This window comes from Bacillus sp. AFS017336, from assembly GCF_002555445.1.
Lineage (GTDB): Bacteria > Bacillota > Bacilli > Bacillales > Bacillaceae_G > Gottfriedia.
In genome coordinates this window covers 105,490-125,138 of record NZ_NUCO01000008.1, presented here as the reverse complement: position 1 = coordinate 125,138, position 19,649 = coordinate 105,490, and the positions used below count along the sequence as shown (strand labels likewise).

General features: G+C 33.6%; 27 protein-coding genes. 4 read left to right on the top strand and 23 right to left on the bottom strand.

Features of this window, described 5'->3' with window-relative positions; translation table 11 throughout:
• Nucleotides 1-48: 48 nt before the first annotated feature.
• From CN601_RS03585 to CN601_RS27395, 5 genes are read right to left on the bottom strand one after another with little or no spacing between them, the layout of a single operon-like run.
• Nucleotides 49-342: a DUF7678 domain-containing protein gene (locus CN601_RS03585; protein WP_098170090.1), complete on the bottom strand. Its 294-nt coding sequence runs from the start codon at nt 340-342 to the stop codon at nt 49-51.
• 4 nt (nt 343-346) lie between these two features.
• Complete coding sequence (locus tag CN601_RS03580; protein WP_098170089.1) at nt 347-997, bottom strand: M23 family metallopeptidase; 651 nt, start codon at nt 995-997, stop codon at nt 347-349.
• A gap of 3 nt (nt 998-1,000) precedes the next feature.
• The gene (locus CN601_RS03575) at nt 1,001-1,471 is read right to left on the bottom strand and encodes a hypothetical protein (protein ID WP_098170088.1); all 471 of its coding nucleotides are present in this window, start codon (nt 1,469-1,471) and stop codon (nt 1,001-1,003) included.
• Nucleotides 1,472-1,484: 13 nt separating this feature from the next.
• Nucleotides 1,485-2,033: a replication-relaxation family protein gene (locus CN601_RS03570; RefSeq protein WP_257131599.1), complete on the bottom strand. Its 549-nt coding sequence runs from the start codon at nt 2,031-2,033 to the stop codon at nt 1,485-1,487.
• On the bottom strand, nt 1,969-3,345 hold the full coding sequence (locus CN601_RS27395) for an FtsK/SpoIIIE domain-containing protein (RefSeq protein WP_098170086.1): 1,377 nt from the start codon (nt 3,343-3,345) through the stop codon (nt 1,969-1,971). Before CN601_RS27395 ends, CN601_RS03570 begins: the two co-directional genes overlap by 65 nt.
• Before the next feature lie 229 nt (nt 3,346-3,574).
• On the opposite strand from CN601_RS27395, the gene CN601_RS03560 reads away from it, so the two are divergent.
• The 4 genes from CN601_RS03560 to CN601_RS03545 all read left to right on the top strand — a co-directional run bounded on the left by CN601_RS03560 (nt 3,575) and on the right by CN601_RS03545 (nt 5,504).
• Nucleotides 3,575-3,769: a helix-turn-helix transcriptional regulator gene (locus tag CN601_RS03560; RefSeq protein ID WP_098170085.1), complete on the top strand. Its 195-nt coding sequence runs from the start codon at nt 3,575-3,577 to the stop codon at nt 3,767-3,769.
• 87 nt (nt 3,770-3,856) lie between these two features.
• Nucleotides 3,857-4,468 (top strand): hypothetical protein, encoded by a 612-nt coding sequence (locus CN601_RS03555; RefSeq protein WP_098170084.1) that lies wholly within the window; start codon nt 3,857-3,859, stop codon nt 4,466-4,468.
• 226 nt (nt 4,469-4,694) lie between these two features.
• Nucleotides 4,695-5,045 (top strand): hypothetical protein, encoded by a 351-nt coding sequence (locus CN601_RS03550; protein WP_098170083.1) that lies wholly within the window; start codon nt 4,695-4,697, stop codon nt 5,043-5,045.
• A 225-nt stretch (nt 5,046-5,270) separates the two neighbouring features.
• Nucleotides 5,271-5,504 carry a hypothetical protein gene (locus tag CN601_RS03545; RefSeq protein WP_098170082.1) on the top strand — a complete coding sequence of 78 codons (234 nt, stop codon included), beginning with the start codon at nt 5,271-5,273 and terminating at the stop codon, nt 5,502-5,504.
• Between the two features lie 35 nt (nt 5,505-5,539).
• On the opposite strand, the gene CN601_RS03540 is transcribed toward CN601_RS03545, so the two are convergent.
• The 18 genes from CN601_RS03540 to CN601_RS03460 all read right to left on the bottom strand — a co-directional run bounded on the left by CN601_RS03540 (nt 5,540) and on the right by CN601_RS03460 (nt 19,644).
• Nucleotides 5,540-6,034 carry a hypothetical protein gene (locus CN601_RS03540; protein ID WP_098170081.1) on the bottom strand — a complete coding sequence of 165 codons (495 nt, stop codon included), beginning with the start codon at nt 6,032-6,034 and terminating at the stop codon, nt 5,540-5,542.
• 161 nt (nt 6,035-6,195) lie between these two features.
• The gene (locus CN601_RS26795) at nt 6,196-6,828 is read right to left on the bottom strand and encodes a peptidoglycan-binding protein (protein ID WP_179865425.1); all 633 of its coding nucleotides are present in this window, start codon (nt 6,826-6,828) and stop codon (nt 6,196-6,198) included.
• 6 nt (nt 6,829-6,834) lie between these two features.
• Nucleotides 6,835-7,197: a phage holin family protein gene (locus CN601_RS03530; protein WP_098170080.1), complete on the bottom strand. Its 363-nt coding sequence runs from the start codon at nt 7,195-7,197 to the stop codon at nt 6,835-6,837.
• Nucleotides 7,198-7,279: 82 nt separating this feature from the next.
• The gene (locus CN601_RS03525) at nt 7,280-7,465 is read right to left on the bottom strand and encodes a hypothetical protein (RefSeq protein ID WP_098170079.1); all 186 of its coding nucleotides are present in this window, start codon (nt 7,463-7,465) and stop codon (nt 7,280-7,282) included.
• A complete protein-coding gene (locus CN601_RS03520) occupies nt 7,465-9,252 on the bottom strand; it encodes a phage tail spike protein (RefSeq protein WP_098170078.1) in 1,788 nt (595 codons plus the stop codon). Before CN601_RS03520 ends, CN601_RS03525 begins: the two co-directional genes overlap by 1 nt.
• 19 nt (nt 9,253-9,271) lie before the next feature.
• Nucleotides 9,272-11,044, bottom strand: coding sequence for a right-handed parallel beta-helix repeat-containing protein (locus tag CN601_RS03515; protein WP_098170077.1), 1,773 nt, complete (start codon nt 11,042-11,044; stop codon nt 9,272-9,274).
• Between the two features lie 15 nt (nt 11,045-11,059).
• Nucleotides 11,060-11,848, bottom strand: coding sequence for a phage tail domain-containing protein (locus CN601_RS03510; RefSeq protein ID WP_098170076.1), 789 nt, complete (start codon nt 11,846-11,848; stop codon nt 11,060-11,062).
• Complete coding sequence (locus tag CN601_RS03505) at nt 11,845-14,055, bottom strand: phage tail tape measure protein (RefSeq protein WP_098170075.1); 2,211 nt, start codon at nt 14,053-14,055, stop codon at nt 11,845-11,847. Before CN601_RS03505 ends, CN601_RS03510 begins: the two co-directional genes overlap by 4 nt.
• A 262-nt stretch (nt 14,056-14,317) precedes the next feature.
• A complete protein-coding gene (locus CN601_RS03500; RefSeq protein ID WP_098170074.1) occupies nt 14,318-14,668 on the bottom strand; it encodes a hypothetical protein in 351 nt (116 codons plus the stop codon).
• A 12-nt stretch (nt 14,669-14,680) separates the two neighbouring features.
• Nucleotides 14,681-15,238, bottom strand: a complete 558-nt coding sequence (locus tag CN601_RS03495; RefSeq protein ID WP_098170073.1) for a major tail protein — start codon at nt 15,236-15,238, stop codon at nt 14,681-14,683.
• Nucleotide 15,239: 1 nt separating this feature from the next.
• Entirely contained in the window at nt 15,240-15,569 is a 330-nt protein-coding gene (locus tag CN601_RS03490) for a hypothetical protein (protein WP_098170072.1), read from the bottom strand.
• On the bottom strand, nt 15,566-15,928 hold the full coding sequence (locus CN601_RS03485; protein WP_098170071.1) for an HK97 gp10 family phage protein: 363 nt from the start codon (nt 15,926-15,928) through the stop codon (nt 15,566-15,568). The genes CN601_RS03490 and CN601_RS03485 overlap by 4 nt, the downstream gene beginning before the upstream one ends.
• Nucleotides 15,921-16,223 carry a phage head closure protein gene (locus CN601_RS03480; protein WP_098170070.1) on the bottom strand — a complete coding sequence of 101 codons (303 nt, stop codon included), beginning with the start codon at nt 16,221-16,223 and terminating at the stop codon, nt 15,921-15,923. Before CN601_RS03480 ends, CN601_RS03485 begins: the two co-directional genes overlap by 8 nt.
• Entirely contained in the window at nt 16,216-16,506 is a 291-nt protein-coding gene (locus CN601_RS03475) for a hypothetical protein (protein ID WP_098170069.1), read from the bottom strand. Before CN601_RS03475 ends, CN601_RS03480 begins: the two co-directional genes overlap by 8 nt.
• 9 nt (nt 16,507-16,515) lie before the next feature.
• Nucleotides 16,516-16,692 (bottom strand): hypothetical protein, encoded by a 177-nt coding sequence (locus tag CN601_RS26790; protein WP_179865424.1) that lies wholly within the window; start codon nt 16,690-16,692, stop codon nt 16,516-16,518.
• Nucleotides 16,693-16,728: 36 nt separating this feature from the next.
• On the bottom strand, nt 16,729-17,904 hold the full coding sequence (locus CN601_RS03470) for a phage major capsid protein (RefSeq protein WP_098170068.1): 1,176 nt from the start codon (nt 17,902-17,904) through the stop codon (nt 16,729-16,731).
• A complete protein-coding gene (locus CN601_RS03465; protein ID WP_098170067.1) occupies nt 17,901-18,464 on the bottom strand; it encodes an HK97 family phage prohead protease in 564 nt (187 codons plus the stop codon). The genes CN601_RS03470 and CN601_RS03465 overlap by 4 nt, the downstream gene beginning before the upstream one ends.
• Nucleotides 18,427-19,644: a phage portal protein gene (locus CN601_RS03460; RefSeq protein ID WP_098170066.1), complete on the bottom strand. Its 1,218-nt coding sequence runs from the start codon at nt 19,642-19,644 to the stop codon at nt 18,427-18,429. The genes CN601_RS03465 and CN601_RS03460 overlap by 38 nt, the downstream gene beginning before the upstream one ends.
• Nucleotides 19,645-19,649 lie beyond the last annotated feature (5 nt).

Sequence of the window (19,649 nt, the reverse complement as noted above, 5' to 3'; positions counted from 1 at the left end):
ATAACAAAAGACTCCTAGTTTATTAGGAGTCTCATTTTTTATCAACTTTCATTTTATACCTTCTTTTCGTTTAATTCGTTCTAACTTCTTCACGATTGGTACATAGATACTTAAAAAATCTTTACCATAATACCAACCTTCATCATAGAAAACCATTTCTAAACCATTACTCAAAACTTTTAATTGAATTACACGACCGTTTGCTATTCCCTCTTTGGTTGGATCATTTAACAATTTAGCTTTGTAAGTGTAATATCCATAAGTGCCAGTAACAATTATTGGATGTTTAGGATTTCTACGATAGGTAAACTTTTTCTTAATGATTTCAGTTTGATTTTTCATTATCTCACCCCATATTCGCAATAATCATTCCGTAAATTACTGTACTAATGAAGCTCGCTTTCGCCAGTTTTTTGCTAAAGAGATTAACAAGGATATACACACTACCACCCACAATGGCACAGAAAGGTAATGCAATAATGCAATTTTGCAAGATGTCAATCCAAGCACCTTCAACAAATTTAACGACTTGCTCATATAACCACCCTTTCGGATCTACAGCGATATTGTATATAACGCTTTTTGCCGTTGTTAAAAAATCATACCAATGATGTTCTTTCGCTTGGCTTAAAATACCGTTTATATGATGGCTAGGATCAATATAATGACCTTGACTATCTTTCATCCCAAAGTGTAAATGCGCTCCTGTGCTATGCCCTGTATTACCTGTTAAACCTATTTCATCGCCAGCATAAATGTGTTGACCTTCTTTTATATCAATTTCACTTAAATGACCATAAATATCTTTGCTACCGTCAGAATGTTTGATAATAACTCCTTTCCCAATGTTTTTATGACCATAATCTACAACATGAGCCACACCACTTTTAATTGCGTGTATTGGTGTTCCTTCTGGAAATCCAAAGTCTATACCTGTATGACCATGAGGATGTGAATTGCTTATCTCGCCATAACGACAAGTAATATTAACTTTCATGATTTACACAACTGCTTTCATAGCATCTACTAATATATTTAAAATAATAGGTGTCATTTGAACTAATACATAGCCTAAGCCTGCTCCTTGCATCATTGCGAATCCCTTTTCTTTATTACCGATCATGATAAATAATGCACCACCTAATACTACGACCATACAAACTGGATACGCTAAAGCTTGAACTAATCCAATTAACGGATCAAATGCAACTATCATTTTGTGGTACATATCCACTTTTCCAACAACCTCTACTGCACCATCTGGATAAGTTGAAGCTGCTAATGCTTTTGAACCCTTAACTAATGGTGCTAATATGACTGGTAAAGTAAACCCTGTGATTAATCCCATTTCTTTCGCTTTTCTAATTTCCCAATTTGTTAATGGTGGTTCTGCACAACTATCTTCTAATTCAACCGCTTTTCCTCTATTCATAAACTCTTTAATTGTATAAGTTTCTTTTTTTCTAAACATGACAATCTCCCCTTTATGCGAAGTCGCTAGCTAAAAATATTTGGTGCGGTAAATCATTACATAGCTCACTTAATTGTTTCCGTTTTAAATCTGAAGTTGTAATCCATACGAAATACGGTTGATTTTGACCGAATGAACCTCTATTTATTAACGTGCGGTATTTATCCATTTTAATCCTATTTTTAGCCATTGTTTGTGTGTTATCAACCTCCACTATATAAAGAGTTTTTTCTTGTTTAAATAAAGCGTCAGACACAATAGAAACAGTTTCGCTTTTCACCCTCCCTTTACTCGTCATTTTAACTTCATTCTTCCAGGTGTTAGGCATTCCATAAGCAATGTAAATTGTATTTCTCATAATATAATGATCTATATTCCCTGTACCTTTTCGCACTTTTGGACAATTGACTATTTCTCTACCTTTAGAGTTAAGGTAATATACGCATTTCCCATCTTTTTTAACGTTTATTCTGTCGGACATTTGAGTGAGTATTCGCCTAGCGTTTCTGTCGCTTTTTAGACTGTGAATTAGTTGTAATTGACTTCTGGTCAGATAATCCAACTTCTTCAAGCTCAAAAGTATAGCCTCCTCTCGTTGGATCTGTTTTAACTTTGAATGATGCATCTATAACATCCTCCTTTGAAAATCTTCGTAAAGGTTGCACTTCAACTACTTTCTCAATCATCCATTCAGGAATATAGTAAGATTGCATAATTTCAGAACGAGTACGTTTATAAATAGCTCTACCTTTTACTAAAGGTAATTTTTCAGCTCCACCTTCATCTAAAACAACTTGACTTGCGGTTGAAGTATCTACAGGTAAACTAATACGAGTGATTAAATTCCTTTTTACTTGGCTGCTTACAGTTTCTCTAGTCGGGTACTGTGTGCAATAAATTAAACGATAACCAGCCGCCCTTCCTCTCCTTGCAATATCTTTTAAAAATTTCTCACAATCAATTTTCAATGATTTAATTACTTTATCTTGCTCACCATCAGAAGATAATTCAGCAGCTTCATCCACAATGATGAAATGACGTTTTTTAATTCCTAATTGTTGTACATTCTTTTTTCGTTTTATTCTTAAATTTTGGAATACTTCTTCCATTTCAACCACTACATTATTTAAAGAGGTGTAAGCCCCTTCAACACTTGAAGCAAAATTTATAGTTTGTTTAATTCGTTCATAAGGAGCAAATTCCAAACCGCCTTTTAAATCAATTAGCGTAAATTCAACATCATCCTCATGATTTAAAAGTAAAGTAGTGATAATTAGGTTAATTACATTACTTTTTCCCATATCAGTCGCTCCACCAATTAATATGTGTGGACCTTCTTCAAAATCATGCGTAATCTGTTTTCCAAGCCCTCTGCCTAACGCAACTTTCCACCCTTTAACTTTTTTCATAATCTCAGGTGTTACTTCATAATTCTCTTGTAATCCTTCATCAAACACTTTAATAATGAGCATTCCATCATAATTCATAGTAATTTCTTTGTTTAACTGGATTCGTTTATTAAAAATCATTTGTAATTGGTTAATGATTGTTCGATCAAATTTGAGGTGTTTAAAATCAGCTAATGAAATTTGATTCATACTCTTATTATTTAATCCATCTTTGAAGACTTGCATTTTACTATTGAAATCTTCAAAACTTAAACCTAATGGAATTTTAAAAACATACTCTGTGTATTTTTCTTTTTTGTTGTAATTTCTTCTGAATAATCTTATTTTTTCATCTTTTTTGTACAAACCGCAGTTATCAGCTATTTTGATTATCTTGTCACCATCTTTACTGAAATTCTTTTTATGGTAAGTTGCTAAACCAGTGATTCCTAACGCACTTAATGTAGTTAAAGTTTCGAATATCATCTCACCACGCTCCTTTCTGTATTACGTAGTAATAGTTGCGGAATTTTGGTAGAGGAGAATTAGTTGAATATCATTGTCGTAACAACATTTCTGACATTCCGTTTCGTGTGTTTTTCGTGGTAAATTTTAAGGTATATTAAATGGTATGTTAAGGTGGCTTGGGTAGTTACCTATTTTTTTTGAAGGACAATCAGTTTTTTTGAAGAATCATCTTAATAGGTGATGAAGCATGAAAAATAAGTTAAGAATGATTTTAGCAGAGCGTAAAATTAAAAAAGGTGAATTCGCTAAAATGGTTGGCATTACACATTCAACATTAACGTTAATTAGTAAAGAGGAAAGTACACCAACATTACAAGTAGCTATGAGGATCGCACAGACATTGGAATTAAAAGTTGAAGATATTTGGTATTTTGATGAATAACTCACTTAGGTGGGTTATTTTTATTAAGAGGAATTTTGTGCGTTATCAAGAATATATATGACTTAGCTAAAATTAAGGAGGAACATCATGTACACATTTTTAGAAGTAATATCTATAATCGCAATTCCTGTTTTTATCATATTAGGAATTATTGCCTTACTAAAAAAGAATGGCAAAGCGAAAAAGAATTTTATCATATCTGGTGTAGCAATCTTAATATTAATTGTTACTGCTGCTGTAGATCCGTCACTTGAAACAGATAAAAAAGATAAAGTTGCAAAAGAAACTAGTACTAAACCAACTGAAGTTAAGGATACACAAAATGATGAAGAATTGAGAACTACCATTGGAAAAGGAGTAATCGAGGCTTTAAAAGAGAATGATTTTGTAAAATTCACGGAAGAATATAAAAAGTTAGGATCTGATAAGTCCTTAGTATGGGATAAACTTATATACGGAAAACAAGTTACATGGACGGGTGTTGTCACTAAGGTAGGAACTAGTCAAATGTATGTTTATGGTACTACCGATAATTCTGATAAGAAAGAATACTACACGTTTGTTGCAAAATATAAAAATCCTGAACAATTTAAGGAAGTAAAAGTAGGAGATAAAATAACCGTTACTGGTGAATTAACATCTCGTGGTGATTATGAACTAAATTTACACTGGAAATTATATAACGCTGTTCTGAAATAAAAAAACTAGGTGATTTTTATGTTTCCACAAAAAATAATATCGAATTCTTTATTGACTAAATATTTAGATAGAGAATTGGTATTGATATAGGTTTGTATGGTAAGATTAGTTGAGTTCAGTTTTTATTTTAGAAAGGAGAGCAACTTTGTGGGCTCTAACCTTTAATATTTCAGAGGTTGACTATCCGAATCAAAAGAAAAGCCATTCAGGCTGGGAGGATTTATAATTGTCTAAAATTGACCTACTGAAAGAATTTATTATCAATAAAAACTTAGAAATCGTTATATCTAAACCAACTAACACCTATACAAAGTATTCATACAACGGATTTGATGCTGGAGAAGTTTATAATAATGACAGCTACAGAATTTCAATAGTTCGTGGATCAATGGTAGAAAGAATATTCCGTAAACGTAAATACAAATTGAAAATGGCCAAAGATAACAACAACAATATAGTTGCTTTCTTTGATCTTGAACAAGCTGAAGATTTTATACAGGTTAAAACACTTCTTTTAAATATGGCCAAATTAGTTAACAATGGACTTCGTGAAAGTATGAAACCTATAATTAACTAGATTTAATTAAATAAAATGATGGAGCTCACTTCCGTGGGCTCTTTTTCTATCGAATAGAATTTGCTAAAGTTTCTATAGAAAATATTTTTGGAGTTTTAACCATGTTTCCACTAAAAAACTACTATGAATATCGTTCATCAAGAAAGAAATAGTCGGAATGTAAAAATATTTCACCCCTGATTGTTTCAGAGGTATTCCTTTTGTTATAATAAAGATGGTGATTGTATGATTAAAAAAGGGATATGTTTATTTTGTCTACGAGAAACAGATGTTGCTCCGATATTTGGATGGGATGTAAAAGGTAGAACAAAATATTATTGTCAAGATCATTATTTTGAGGTTAAATCCTTTCACAACAAACAAAAAAGAGAATTTATTAAAGCATTTGAGAATGAGAACGACAGAAAGTATTTAAGTAATGAGAATTTGGAATTGTATAATCGATTAATGAAAAAATAACCCTGCGTCCAAATGGATACAGGGATTTTTATATTTCATTCTTGTATATCTGTAAGAATTCCATTTTCAAAGTATAAGTATCTATTATCACTATAAACCCATTGTTCATTAGTTCCGTATGCATTTGTAGTTTTGTTAATACTTTCAGGTTTTCCCCAAGATGTATTAATTACTTCTTCTTTACTCATTCCTATTTTTGGTTGTATATTCTCATTAATTTCTGTTACTTTTCCTTTTTCGAAGAATATAAACTTACCTCCTGGATAATACCAAATCTCATAATTTCCACCATTTGCAATATCAGTAGATTCTCCCCAACTACTATTTTTTACTTGATCTGGAGTATCTCCAATATTAGGATTAGCTTTCTGTATTGGTTTATTTGCAATTTGTTTTGCTAGTTTACTTGATTCGGTTTCTTTTTGTTCTGTTTTGGCCTTTACTACTCCTTTATTATCGTTTACAGTTTTACAACCAGCTAAACCAGTTAGCATTGTAATTGCTGCTATTGATACAATTAATTTTTTCATCACGCACTCCTTTTTACCTAATAATTATTCAAATAAACTCTACATAAGTCCTCTTAATATTTTTCTACAATAAACGCAAAAAATGGAGTTTACCACTTAGTCAATAAAGACTGAATGATAAACTCCATTTTAAGTGATGTCACTTGCAAGATAACATTCAACTAAAATAATTTACTCCAAGTTTGTTGACCTACGAGTCCATCTACGGTGAGTCCTTTTCGTTTTTGGTACGCTTTTACAGCTTCTTCAGTTGCTATGCCGAATTTACCATCAACATTTACTTTTAATGCACGTTGGATTCGTTCCACATCTTTACCTTTACTACCCACTTTTAAAGGTTTACCTGGATAAGGAACAATGTCCTTCTCTATAAACTCCGCTTTAATAGAAGTATCAGGCTTAGAAGTTTTAGGTGGTACCCAATCTTTCTTTACTTCGAAATGCGGAAAGTCAGCTTGTTTCCAAGTACCACCCCATGTAATTCCTAACCCTTTAGCAATTTCACCTGCTTTTTTAAGAGTAGGAGAATCATATAAATCTTTCGGTTTATTGACAGCAATATCCCATGCTAATCGACATGTATGGTTACTTGAACGAGTCCATGTAACTTTCTCACCTTCTCTTGTTCTACCATAAGAATAAAGATAATCTTGTCTGGCTTGTGAACGATATGTTTCTGTAATGAAAATGTCTAGTTCTGCTTTTTTACATTCATCAAGAAATAATTTAACTGCCTTTTGTGCAGCCGGTAATAATTCATTAATATCTCTACAAGTTTTTGTTACATCGACCATATCTATCTACTCACCTTTCTTATTCACTTTGTTTTTATCGAAATACTTTGTTAAAAATCTAATATCAATTCCAATTCTCGACAAGTTTTCTATGATACTTGTTCCTTCGTATGCCATGATTAAACCTACTCCAATTTTGATTAAGTAGCCTTTTGAGGCTGTATAGGTATCCATGAAGACCATAAAAGCAAGAGTTACAAATAAACCTACTTTACGAATCATCCCTATGTAATTAACTGAGGAATTGATCTTTTTCTCTGCTGCTGCAGCTAAATATCCTGTAATAATATCGAATAAAATCATCGCTATCGCAATATACCAATAGTTCCCTACAATACTAACTAGACTTATACTAGTTATTCCCTCCATCTATCTAACCTCCTCAAAAAAAGAGCTTCTGCTCTCTCATTTTTAAAATTTATTTATTAATACTAAGCATAAAAAAATACACCTACTCATTAGGTGCTTCGATTGGTTCTATTAACTTCACATCAATTCGAGAAAATATAACATCACCAATTAATACAGTGTTAATTTCATGGTTATTCAAGTTTTCATTCATCATAACTGGATCATAGGTTTCAACTTCAATTTCAGTTGTAATCCCACTATGAGTTATCACTCGTATTGTTTCCATTAATATGTACCTCCTACCCTACTCTGTATAAATAATCTAGAAATAATGTTAGCGTTAATTCTGCCTAAACTATTCGGTGAAATACTCACTTCATGCCACTGACCTCTATTGATTTTCCCATCACTATCCTTCGATAGATAAGGTATTAAATTAATATCTGAACCACTTATATCTGTAATTGGCACAGTATTTCCATCTACCTTAACTACAACATTGGTAGGTATATCAGGAAGTTTATATATGCCATGTTGAATATCGTGAGTATGATTAGGAATGGTCAATTCATGTGAGTGGTTAGGTATTGTAACCGAATGGCTATGATTAGGAATTGTAATGTTATGATCATGAGTAAAAGGACTTCCTGGTATCTGTACTTCATGTAAGTGATTACCATAGTTAGTGCTTCCAACTGCGTTTTCAGGAACGCCTGTCATAATATTTAATTGAGCAAATGTTTGAGTACTGGTGGTAGAAGTTGTACCTCCACCAGATGAAGTTGTTGTACTTGAACCCCCACCGGATGCGGTTGTTTGTGTAGTTGCTCCTCCACCTTTTGTGGCTTTCCCATATGTTCTAAAGTTATCAGTCTCATAATATAGCTTAAGTTCATTCACATTTACTAAATCGTCTGGCATATAAAAACGGATAACTGCAGGATTGTCTTGGTCGCAATTATCCGTATAATTATGAGAATCGATATTTGTAGCACCTTGTGAGTATAATTCGTTGATTTGTTGTCTTCTTTCCAAATCTGTAGTACTTGTTGATATATCATCCGTTAGATTAGCTATTTCAAGTTGTATATCTCCTGGATTTCCTGTCATATCATTTTTAGACTCTTTCAGTATCCTTTGTTCAATAACTCCTAATTCTGAGTGAACTAATCTGACGATTTTCCCCATATTTAATTCATCAATACGACTACCTGTAATTTTAGAAATATCTGCTGCAGAACCACGAATAGTTAATTTAGGAAGTTTCCATGATTCAAGAAGGCCGTTACATGTAGATAATAATGATTCAGCATCTTCAAATCTCTTATCTACAAATATATAAGACCTTAAACCATACTTAGCAATTGATGATGCATCCTCAACATAAGGTAAATTATTGTTTATTTTTGTAAACGTAAGTTGATTTACCCCTTCACCGTTACCAAGGCCATATATTCGATTAAATATGACTGTTGGATCTTCTTCAATTTCAATACCTCTTAAGTTCTTTCCTTGTCTTATTTCACAAGTTACAGTCGATTCAGGCTCAACTAAATTTAATGTCCAAGGATAATAAGTTGTATCCCATGTCCATTGATAAGACACATCGAAAGGTGTAGGTATTGAAAATATAGCAGATAATAAATTCTCATTCTCCCACGAGTAATCAAAACCTCTAGCGAAGTCGACTTGACCTATTTGCCAATGCTTAGTTGTTTGATTATTTATAAGTTGAACTAATGCCTGTTTGGTTGAATATCCACTTAGTTGGTTGTATTGAAAAAGCACATCGTCTAACAGTGTTGCTAATACATGTTCCATTTGATAAGTAACACTGTTATTTGATTCGTTTTTTTGTGTCAGAGAAGGAATTATTCTAAATAAACCAATATACTTACCGTCATCTTCAACCTCAACATAATTTAACGATTCACAATGTTTCCGTTTGGGATCATCGAAAGGTAAAGAAAAATCTGCTGTCCATAATTGGTTAAATGTCTTCTCATAACTAATACTGTATGCATTTTCAAGTCGAGCAATCGTTTTTAAAGATTTATTTAAAATTTTTATCATAACTACTCACCTCTGACTATTAAATAATTCCGATTACTTTTCTAATGTGACTAGTACCTGCAACAGTATCTGCTTGAATACTTGTAGTTGTAGGGAAACTGAAATCGATACGGTCAGCTGCAGCACTATCATCACAAACTATTCTAAAACGACTTGTTGTTCCTGTTAAGATCGCTACTTTAGGTATTGTAGTTGCAACCATTGAAGCTGTTGCACTAGAATTATCATTACCCATAACAATAAGGAAATTAAAGTTTTTAATGTCTTGTGATAGTGTAGCGCTTGCTCCATTAGTTGCTAAGTCCCCATCAAATAGGACAGTTTGGCCCGCTCCGATTTTGATATTGTCAATCTCTGTTGTATCACTACCACTAATTACAGCTGTTGTTCCTTTTTTATAGTTATGCGATACAATTTTATTTCCTATGCTGCTTCCACTAGAATACCAAGCGTTGTTATATTTAGGTGTAATAGCTGTGATTGTATCATCATCAAATGTGTTATTATTGGATGAAATTATTCTATTTGCTGCATAGTTTGCTGAAGTGGATATTCCGACTTCTTTATAAATGTTTTTGCTGAATTTATTATTATGTGATGTATCTAATAACAGCCCTGATTTTTGTGCATTTAATATTGTATTTCCTTTAATAGAGCTATCTTCCGTTTTATAAAGACTTATTCCGTAACTACCCGCATTCATAATAATGTTGTTCTCAACTGTGGCATATTTTTCACCGGTTAAATTCAACATGTTATCGTATGATGTATCGAAAACGTTATTAGTAATATTTATATTTTCACAAAAGATTGTATCAGCTGTCCCATACTGAGCATCTGAATGCGTACCAACTGCACGTATGACATTTTTAAAGACACAATCTTCAATATAAATATCTCTAGAAATAGTCAAATCGTATGATCCGAAACTTGGGAACGAACTAGCTGTCGCTACTTCTATTTGAATCAACTCAAAATTGGCTGATGAAGTATCAGTGTAATTTACATCTCCTAGCACACATCTTCTGAAACGTATGTTTTTACATGAAGAAACTTGGAAGTAATGTCCAACTTGACCGTTTTTAACAGTTATCTCAGTGAATGTAATGTTCTCTGCATGACCTAAGTCAAAGAATACTACCGTTTGTGTAGTAGCCAACGGATATAAAGTACCTTCTTGACAATTCAAATCAAATGTCCCACCAATGAAATGGATATTTCCATCGCCGTTATATCCACCACTTGCATAACTTGCATCTCCGATTGGCCCATTAGCAAACATTTTAAAATAGCTTCCGATTCGTTTCACTATTGCTTTAGGGTGAAATTCTACAGTTGTGTTTTTATAAACTTGAATGTAATTACTAATTAAGTATGTACCTTTTGGAAAGTATAATTTTACACTGCCATTTGTTTTTGCATATAAAAAAGCGTTTCGAATGGCTGTTGTGTCATCCGTCACGCCGTCTCCTTTAGCACCCAAAGATTTAACGCTGATCACAAAATCAACAAAGCCAGTTAAATCTGCAGTACTTACTAATTCATCTAATTCAGCTAATTTCCCATTAACTAATGTAGATTGTTCATCTAATCTTTCTTTCAAAGTAGCATGGGTATTCCCATTTTCGTCTATTCTTGCCTGTGCTGCCTCTACTGAAGAGTCCCCATCAATTACAATTGTATTTAATTGGTCTTGGAAACCATTTACTTTAGTAATCGCTTGATTAAGTAACGGATATGTTTGTCTTAGGGAAGCAGAACCCGGTATTAATTGTATTGGGCTATCTGGCATAAGTACTACCTCCTTCTATAAGTATTGATAAAGTAATTTTTCTTTTATTGTTAGATTTAAATTTGAACCATTAATTTGAATTTGATTTACTCCTGGTAATAGATCTATAAAAAAGGGAGTAATTAAATCTTCCACACCATTTTTGTAAATGACGTAGCTTTCTCCATCCACATTAAATGTCGTATTTGAAAACGTTCCGAAATTCATCACTATTCCATTTGATGATAAATTTACGTTATTACCAGAACCACTCATAATAAAGGTGTATCTAATTGCAACGTTTCCATTATTAATTACCTCAATTGATTGTTCACTGTTAATTAGTCTTTCAGATCCATCCGTCATCCATAGAATGTCCGAAATGATAGGTATATCAGAATCTAATATAATTTCATCAGATTGTAATATAAATCGTTTTAATGGTTTACGTGCAACAAACTCTAAGGTGAAAAAGGAAAATCCAATTATTCGGCTTGGTTCAACTTGACTAGAAACCTTTACAAGGTAATACTTATCTGTTTCATAATCAAAAGATAATTTTATTTCTCTTGGTCGTCTGTAGGGATCAAATAAAAAAGCAACGAACTCATTTAGTCTTCGCTGCTTTTCGTACATATCATATTCAATAAATCCTATAGGAAATGAGAATGAGCGTGAGCCAAACTCTGAACCAAAGTCCCATTCCCCGTCCATTCCAGGAATCGCCATAGTTTTATTTCTTAATTCTGGTGTAGCAGGATGTACATGTTCGTTTTGAATTTGTAATCCCCATTGACTAATAGGAATATCGTCTAAATAAATCAAGGTAGAACAACTCCTTTCGAACGAGAATTCATTTTGTTCATAATATGTAGTTCTCTTGCAATTTTGTGGATATCAGCTTCTTCTCTGACTACCATTTGTTGAATTACAATGCCACTTCCTCCATTACCCATTCGGTCACTAATCATATTAGCGATTGTACCTAAAACATTATCACTTAATGGTAACGCCGCCTCTGGTACACTAGCATCTCCAATACCTATTAATCTAGGTGAATTGGCTGGAAAAAGACCACCGTTTTTATACCAATCTACATTTATCTTCGGAACACTCATGCCACCTTTGGGATTAAGATCTAATTTACCACTCACACTAAAATGAGGAAGTTTTAATTTCGGTAAATCCCACTTAATTCCTTTAAATAGGTTTGCAATTTTAGTTTTTAATGCTCCGGCCTTCTCCATGATTTTATCCCAGTTTTTATATAAACTAACTCCTGCAGCTATGACCATACCAATAGGCCCTGTTAAAGCTAATAAAAGACCTTTGAAAGGGCCTAATTTACTGATTAAATTACTAGCCTTTTCTTTAATCGTATCCCAGTTTTTATATAACACTACGCCAATTGCGATTAATGCAGCAATGGCTGCCATAATTCCTAATACAATTAAAATAATTGGCGCTAAAGCAATCTCTGCTGCTGTAAATGCCCCGGTAACTGCTAATATAACTGGAGTTAAAGCCAGACCTAATCCGATTAGAATTCCAAGTACAGTGACAATTGCCGTAATAGTTGCTGCTAAAGTAGGATTTTGTGCTGCCCACTCTGCAATTTTCCCTACAAATTCAGCCACTTTAGTTAATAGTGGAGCAAGTGATGTGTTCATATCAGCAAGTGCTTGGTTTAATTTTACTTGTGGATCAGCATCCATAGCTTTAACAGATTCGTTTAATAAATCTTGATTATTCTTAAAATCACCTGTATGTTTGCTTGCATTCAATAAGGTGTCAGTAATTTTCGAACCATTTTCTTCATAAAGCGTTCCAAAAAATTTGACACCTAGTTGATTTCTTTTAGTCTTATCCTCGACTCCATTGAGAGCTTCAGCAACTTCAGTCATTGCTTTTTTCCCTTTTTCTCCACCTTCTGCAACCGATTTACCCCAAGACTGTAGTTGTTCGGCAGAAATTCCAGTTCCTTCAAGCATTTGTTTTGTTGCTTTATCAATTCCCGAACCAAATTCTGATAATACAATTCTACCTTCTTTGAGTCCATCCAAAAGTACATCAATATTCCATGTACCCGTCTCAACACCAGCAGCCATGATTCCTTGGATTTCTTGTGCGCTATATCCTGCCCTTGAAAGTTGGCTTCCGTATTCTGTAATGATATCTAACTGATCAGGAGGAAATCCCATCTTTAAAAGCGCATTCGTCATGGCCAATGCATCTTCTTGAGACATGTCCATGCTACTTGACATTTCATTAGTTTCTTGAATCAATTCTGTAAAATCTATTTCACTAAAAGCTCGTGAAATTGAACCTGCGCTTTTTATGATTGCTTCATTTTGTTCATTTGATTTATCAATGTTCAATGCGTATTGTTTTCTTACGCCTTCAAGCGCTGTCTCAACGTCAACACCATATGATTTAACGGTATTCACTGCTTTTTTTACTGATTGGAACGATTCTTCTGGAACATTAAAAGATACCTTAATCTGTGTATTCAGTGACGATGTATCTAACGATTTTTCAAGAACTCCAGCAATTCCGCCACCAGCTGCAAGACCTCCAATAACACCAGCTAATTCTCCACCTAAATCCTTTACAGATTTTTCGGCTTTCTCGGCATCTACTTTTATATCTTTTATACCAGAGTTATCATTTACTCTAGCTAAAGAGGATTTAAATTTTTTTAATGAACCCTCGGTATATTCAATTTCACGTCTAAAAGCACGATATTGTTCCTCACCAATTTCACCTTTATTAAACTGTTCTTGTACTTGTTTTTCAGCTTGTTTCAATTGATCTAACTTTTTAGTTGTATTTTCTACTTGTTGAGTTAATATTTGCTGTTTTTGAGCAAGTGCCTCAACGTTACCTGGATCAAATTTAAGTAAGCGTTCTACTGATTTCAATTCGGACTGTAAGTCTTTACTACGATTATTTACATCACGTAACGCTTTATCAAGACCCGTTGTTTCAGCTCCTATTTGGATATTAATACCCTTGATTCCTTTATTCGCCATTGTTTCACCTCACTTAAGTTATAATAAAAACCCTTACGATAGTATCGCTAGGGTTAAAAGTTTGACATATCACTCTGAGAAGCTTTTCTAACTTTTTCTTTTGCTGGCTTCTGAATCTCTACGTATTCATCAATGAAATCAATGCACATACCTATTGTCATGTCCTCTAAATCAAACTTACTCAGTCCACAACGATAAACAAGCGTTAGGAATAGTTCGGTAGTAATATTCTCTCCGCTATTCCCTTGCTCATCGTTGTTGCTTACTTTTTTTTTGATTGCATAGATGACATAATTAATTCTTGTAATTCTGGGATAATCTCAATCATTGGAAAACTGTCAAAAGTATCTAACCATGTCATTGGATCAGGAATATCTTTATCAGCTGTCTTAGCCATTGTCCAAGCGATATTATAAAACACCTCAAAATCTAATCCCTCTAAGTCTTCAATGTTTAAATTGTCCTTATTTAAGTCGTTCAATTTACTAATACTATTCAGTTTAATAATCTCAACAAAATAATCTTTACTAAATTGTGCTTTATAACGTAATGGAGTTGCTCCAGTAGACTTGAATCTGACTTGTTTACCATCTATCGAAATTGTTTTTTCCATGGATTACACTCCTTATTTTTCGTATACTGCTGAATACCAAGCATCATATACTAAAGCTGGTGTATCAGTAGTAGTTGACGTTTTAACTTTTCCATCACTCAAACGAGGAGCTGCAACCAATGATAATTCTGTTGTGCCAGGTTCTGATGATGTTGTTTTGGTATTGCTTGAAATTCCTGGACGAGTGACTGTGCAATTATATAAAACATGACGATTCGCTTTAACATCACCATCAAATTCGAACATGAACGCAATTCTCTTCGGTTTTGCATTGCTTAATTCTGTAAGAGTTTTGTCAGTTGCGTCTAAAATTTCACCTAAAACATCTTCACGAAAAGCATCAGTAATATTTGCTACAGTTAGCTTTGTGTCATAGCCTTGATTCGTACTCGCTGTGTAATATAAAGTATCGTCTGCGTAAAAATCAGTTTGCTCTCCTTTTGGTTCTAATGTTAAAGCTGTAGCTCCCGGAAAAGGAACTGGTGTACCATAAGTTTCAATTCCTCCAGTTTCTGTAACGATTGCATAGTATGCATTTTTAAGCCCGAAAACAACCTTATTTTCTGCCATATTATTTTAACCTCACTTCATAAGTTTTTTGAAATATATTTTCTGATTCTATATACCTACTAGATGATAAATAAGGTATCTCATTGTCATCTAATAGCTGTTCAATTATTAATTCTGTTGTTGAATCCTTTTTCTTTGTGTATAGCTCAATTAAGACGTTTATAGCCTTCTGATATACTTTGTTATCTGCAAAAAAGTTGTCTGTATCAGTCTCTAAGTAACAAATAAATGGCGGTACAGTGACAGGATTACTCTTAGTTGCTGTAAAATGCGAATAAGCCACAGGTAAACCAGTGACTTCAAGTAAACTATGTAATTCAGCTAATGTCATGACTGTACCGCCTTCTCAACTCGATCAGTAAATTCATCGATTACCTTTTTCTCCACAGGTTTGATGTGAACTTTAGCAGGTACACGACCTCCACCAACTTTTGCATGGCCTTTTTCTAAAAGGTGTGTTAATTGATGTTTCTTATTATGTATTACATAGTCATTACCTATCTTTTTCCTAGTCCATCCAGCAGCATAATCACCACCGTTCTTCTTTCTCTTTGGACTAGTTGCTTTTAATTCTTTCACAGCTTCTTTAGATACATCATTCTTTGCTTTTTCGATTTCCTCTTCTACTTCTTTTGAGTATTGAGCTAATTGTTTAGAAATTTCTTTAGCTATATCATCAATACTAGTCACCTGATCGCACCTCCACATAGAGCTCGATTGTTTCATCTGGTCGCTCATATGTCCTGTAAATGCTATAAATTTTATTTCGAAATTTAACCTTTGTTTCATCTTGATATTCAAATAAATGAACGACTAAAACACAACTGGATTTTATTCCATTTTGACCAGCTTGAAAAAATTCATTTTGTGTAACACTTTTTTTCTCACAATATACCTGTCTGCTAAAGTCTTCATTTTCAATTAATTGTCCTAATTCATCTTTAGTAGTTGTGATAGTAGGGAATAACAATATGTCGTTAAACAATTTGATCACCTTCCGTTTTACCACTATTACTGATTATTAAGTTGTGTAACCGATATTGTAAGTGTCTGGGCATCCCGTCAGCACTATCACGATTTTGATAACGCCATGTTGAGAAATCTGCAACGAACATAAGATGATAAGAATTAACCTCACTTAAAACTAAGCCTTGTTCCTCTGATAATTCTGTCAATATACCTTCAATGATTGCTAACAGATAACCATCTCTTACATCAGATGAGATACCTAAACGAGCCTTGACTAATTGTAATACCTCATATCCCATTTCTAACACCTACTTCTTTGTATCTGACTTCGCCTTAACTTCCTCAACAAAATCTCCTGCCTTTTTTATATCCTCAAAGCGATCCTTAGAAACGGTGAACACATCGCCCACCGCTCTAAATACCTCTTCGTTTTGGATTTGGCTTTCAACTTTATCAACAAAGTTTTTAAGTACTCTTACTTTCATTTACTTAACCTCCAAAACTTTTCAACTATGTAACTATTAAACTGATGGTGTGTAAGTGATGTAGAATCCAGCCTCAGTGTCTGTCTTCTCAACATCAAAACGAACGAAACCAGCTAATAATTCACCGTATACATCGTTATCAACCCATTTAACAGAAGCACGTTTACGGTCAAACAAAGTAACAGCTGCTTTTGGATCGCCAATGAAACCTTTTAAGTCACCAGGATTCGTTCCGATCATATCGTCATCTAATACAACTACTTCTTTACCGAATAATTTCTTACCTGATTCTACAGTAACGTCTGTTTGTAATAGGTAACGTCCATCTGCATCTTTAAGTGTGTCTAAAGCGTTGAATAAAGAAGATGAAAGAATTGCTTTTACATTGTATACTTTCTTGATGTCTTTATTGAACACAGCTTTAATTCCATCTAAACCAGTAACAGCTTTAGCAGTTGCAGTTTTTAACACGCTAGCAATAGCAGCATTTTTAGTATTTAATTCTTGATCTGCAATTTCAGAAGCAATTAATCCTGCAACATCATAATCAGCATCTTCAATCGCTTCTTGTGACACTGGAATATAACCACGGTAAGTTTCGATATCGTAAGGAACTTCTGTAATTACTGGTTTAGCTAGTTCTGAGTTAGCAGCTAATTCAGCAGTAGACACCATCTTGCTACCTGATTTTTTGATTACTGGATATTTACCTGCTCCACTAGATACTGGAACTACATTTACTAATTTACTTAAATCAATAGCATCTACTGGTGCTTCTTGTGGCTTCAACATTTCTTCAGGGATTAATGCCCCACCATCAACAGAAGTGAATCCTGCACGTTCTTGTCCTTTTGAGCGAACATATGCCTTAATACCTTCTCTAGCTTCTACATTTACTTTTTTCATTTGTCGTTGTCCTCCTTCAGGTTTTTCATTTTGGTTTGGTGTTTTTTCGTTTGAAGCTTCAAGTTCTGTTTCTAATGCTTCAATTTCTTTTTCTAAATTAGATTTTTCTTCTTCTTTAGCAGTTAATTCTGCTTTAATGTCTTCAACTGACTTTTCTACTGTTGCAATTTCTTCCTCAGTAGCATCATCAATTGCTCTCAAAAGTTCTTCTGATCGTTTATTTACTTCTTCAATTTCACTTACTTTTGCTTCTAAGGCACTACGTTTAAGTTTCAACTTAGCAGCCACAATTACTGGATTACTCATTTAGTTAACATCTCCTTAAGTTTCTGTTTTCTAGTATTTAATTTTTCTAGTTTGATTGTTTCAATGTCTTTCTGTCGTGCTGAAATTTCCGTTTGCGGGTATGCAGGGAAAGTTACTGCTGACACTTCGAATAAATCTGCTTCACGGATGATAAATTTAGTTGAACCATCATCACGCATTTGATAATCTTCTTTAACTGGAAAAAATCCGAAACTACACGCATTAATATCTCCCCGCTGAATACGAGCATAAACCGCCATTGCTTGTGGATCATTACGGTTAATTTCTACTTTTCCGTATAGTCCTTTTTCATCGGATTTTAATTCTAGAGTTTTATTTCCAGCTCTACCTAGAACTACGCCTGAATCATGATTGAACAAGCATCGAATATCATTCTTCTCTAAACTTTTAAGAATTGCTTCTGGTGCTACTTCTTCAAACACACCATCGTAAAGTTCTGTTTCCTCGTTATAACGAATGAAATAGCCTTCAAGAAATAATTTTTCCTCTTGTTCTTCTGCTCTAAACTGACTCGTTAGAAATGATGTCCTCTTCTTCATTCACATCACCCCCCTTCAACTTTTCTTGATCTCCTAATTGGCCAGCAGGAACGTAGTTTTCCAAGACAATTAGTTCTTCCATTTCATCGTCAGGGTCTAATCCAACCCAATCCCTCAGTTCGTTTCTTCGCATAGCGTTCATTTGAACCATTGAACCACCTGCACCTACTAATTCAGTTAAGTTGTAAGAATACAAGCTTCTAGGATTTAACTTGAAATACATTTTAGGACTGAATAGTAAATCTCTAGTTAATGTTTGAGCGATAACCTGTGCAATAGACATGATTCGTGTATTGACAAAGTTGTTATATTCTTCTTTGTTAAATGTACCTACACCCATAAAAAAAGCAGGTACTCCTATGAGTCCAGCTACTGTCTTTTTATCTAATTCAACTGATTCATTTATAGCTATATCAGTAAGAGATAGAGGTTTAACTTGTTGTACTTCTAATAAATCTGCTGGAATAATCCAAGGTTCTCCTGCATTCGTTGATTTTAAGTATTTACTCTTTACCGATTCTCTACCTTCTTCAGAGGTAAGTTCATCATTCATTGCATCTACTTTGACAATAACGTTTGGCATATACTTTCCACTCATAAAACTGTTCTTTGTCTTTGTGGCTTGCTGTAGGTTTTTAGTTATATCTCTCAATGCAATTCGATATCCTGTACCTTTATATGGAAAATTCGGATCAGGATTAATTAAAAAATGTATGACTTCATCAGGTTTGTATATTGTGTTGTTGTATTCGATATAGTAATCACCTTTATCATCTGTATAGCTAACTCCTGACATTTGAAAAGGTGTTAATTCTCCAATTAGTGTAGAATTTTTATCAACTCCGATATGCACTAAGGAATTACCATCTCCGTGTAAAAGTAAGTCAGAAACTATTTTATATAACCATGATTTACGAGTCATATATCTATAAGGGTTTACATCAAGTTTCCTTGACAACTCATTCCTTACACGCTTATCACCTTTGTCTGTATTCTCCATGAGATGAATTGTCATGTTGGAAACAAGGTCAGCGATTTTATCAACAGCAATTTTAACTTCTGGATTATCGGACAGTTTTGTATAGCCATTAGAAATCATGTCATAAAATTCAACACTCGCTAGTGCTTTTACTGCTGAATCAATTGATCTTTGTTGTTTTTTCCTTCCAAAGAATTTCATTTATT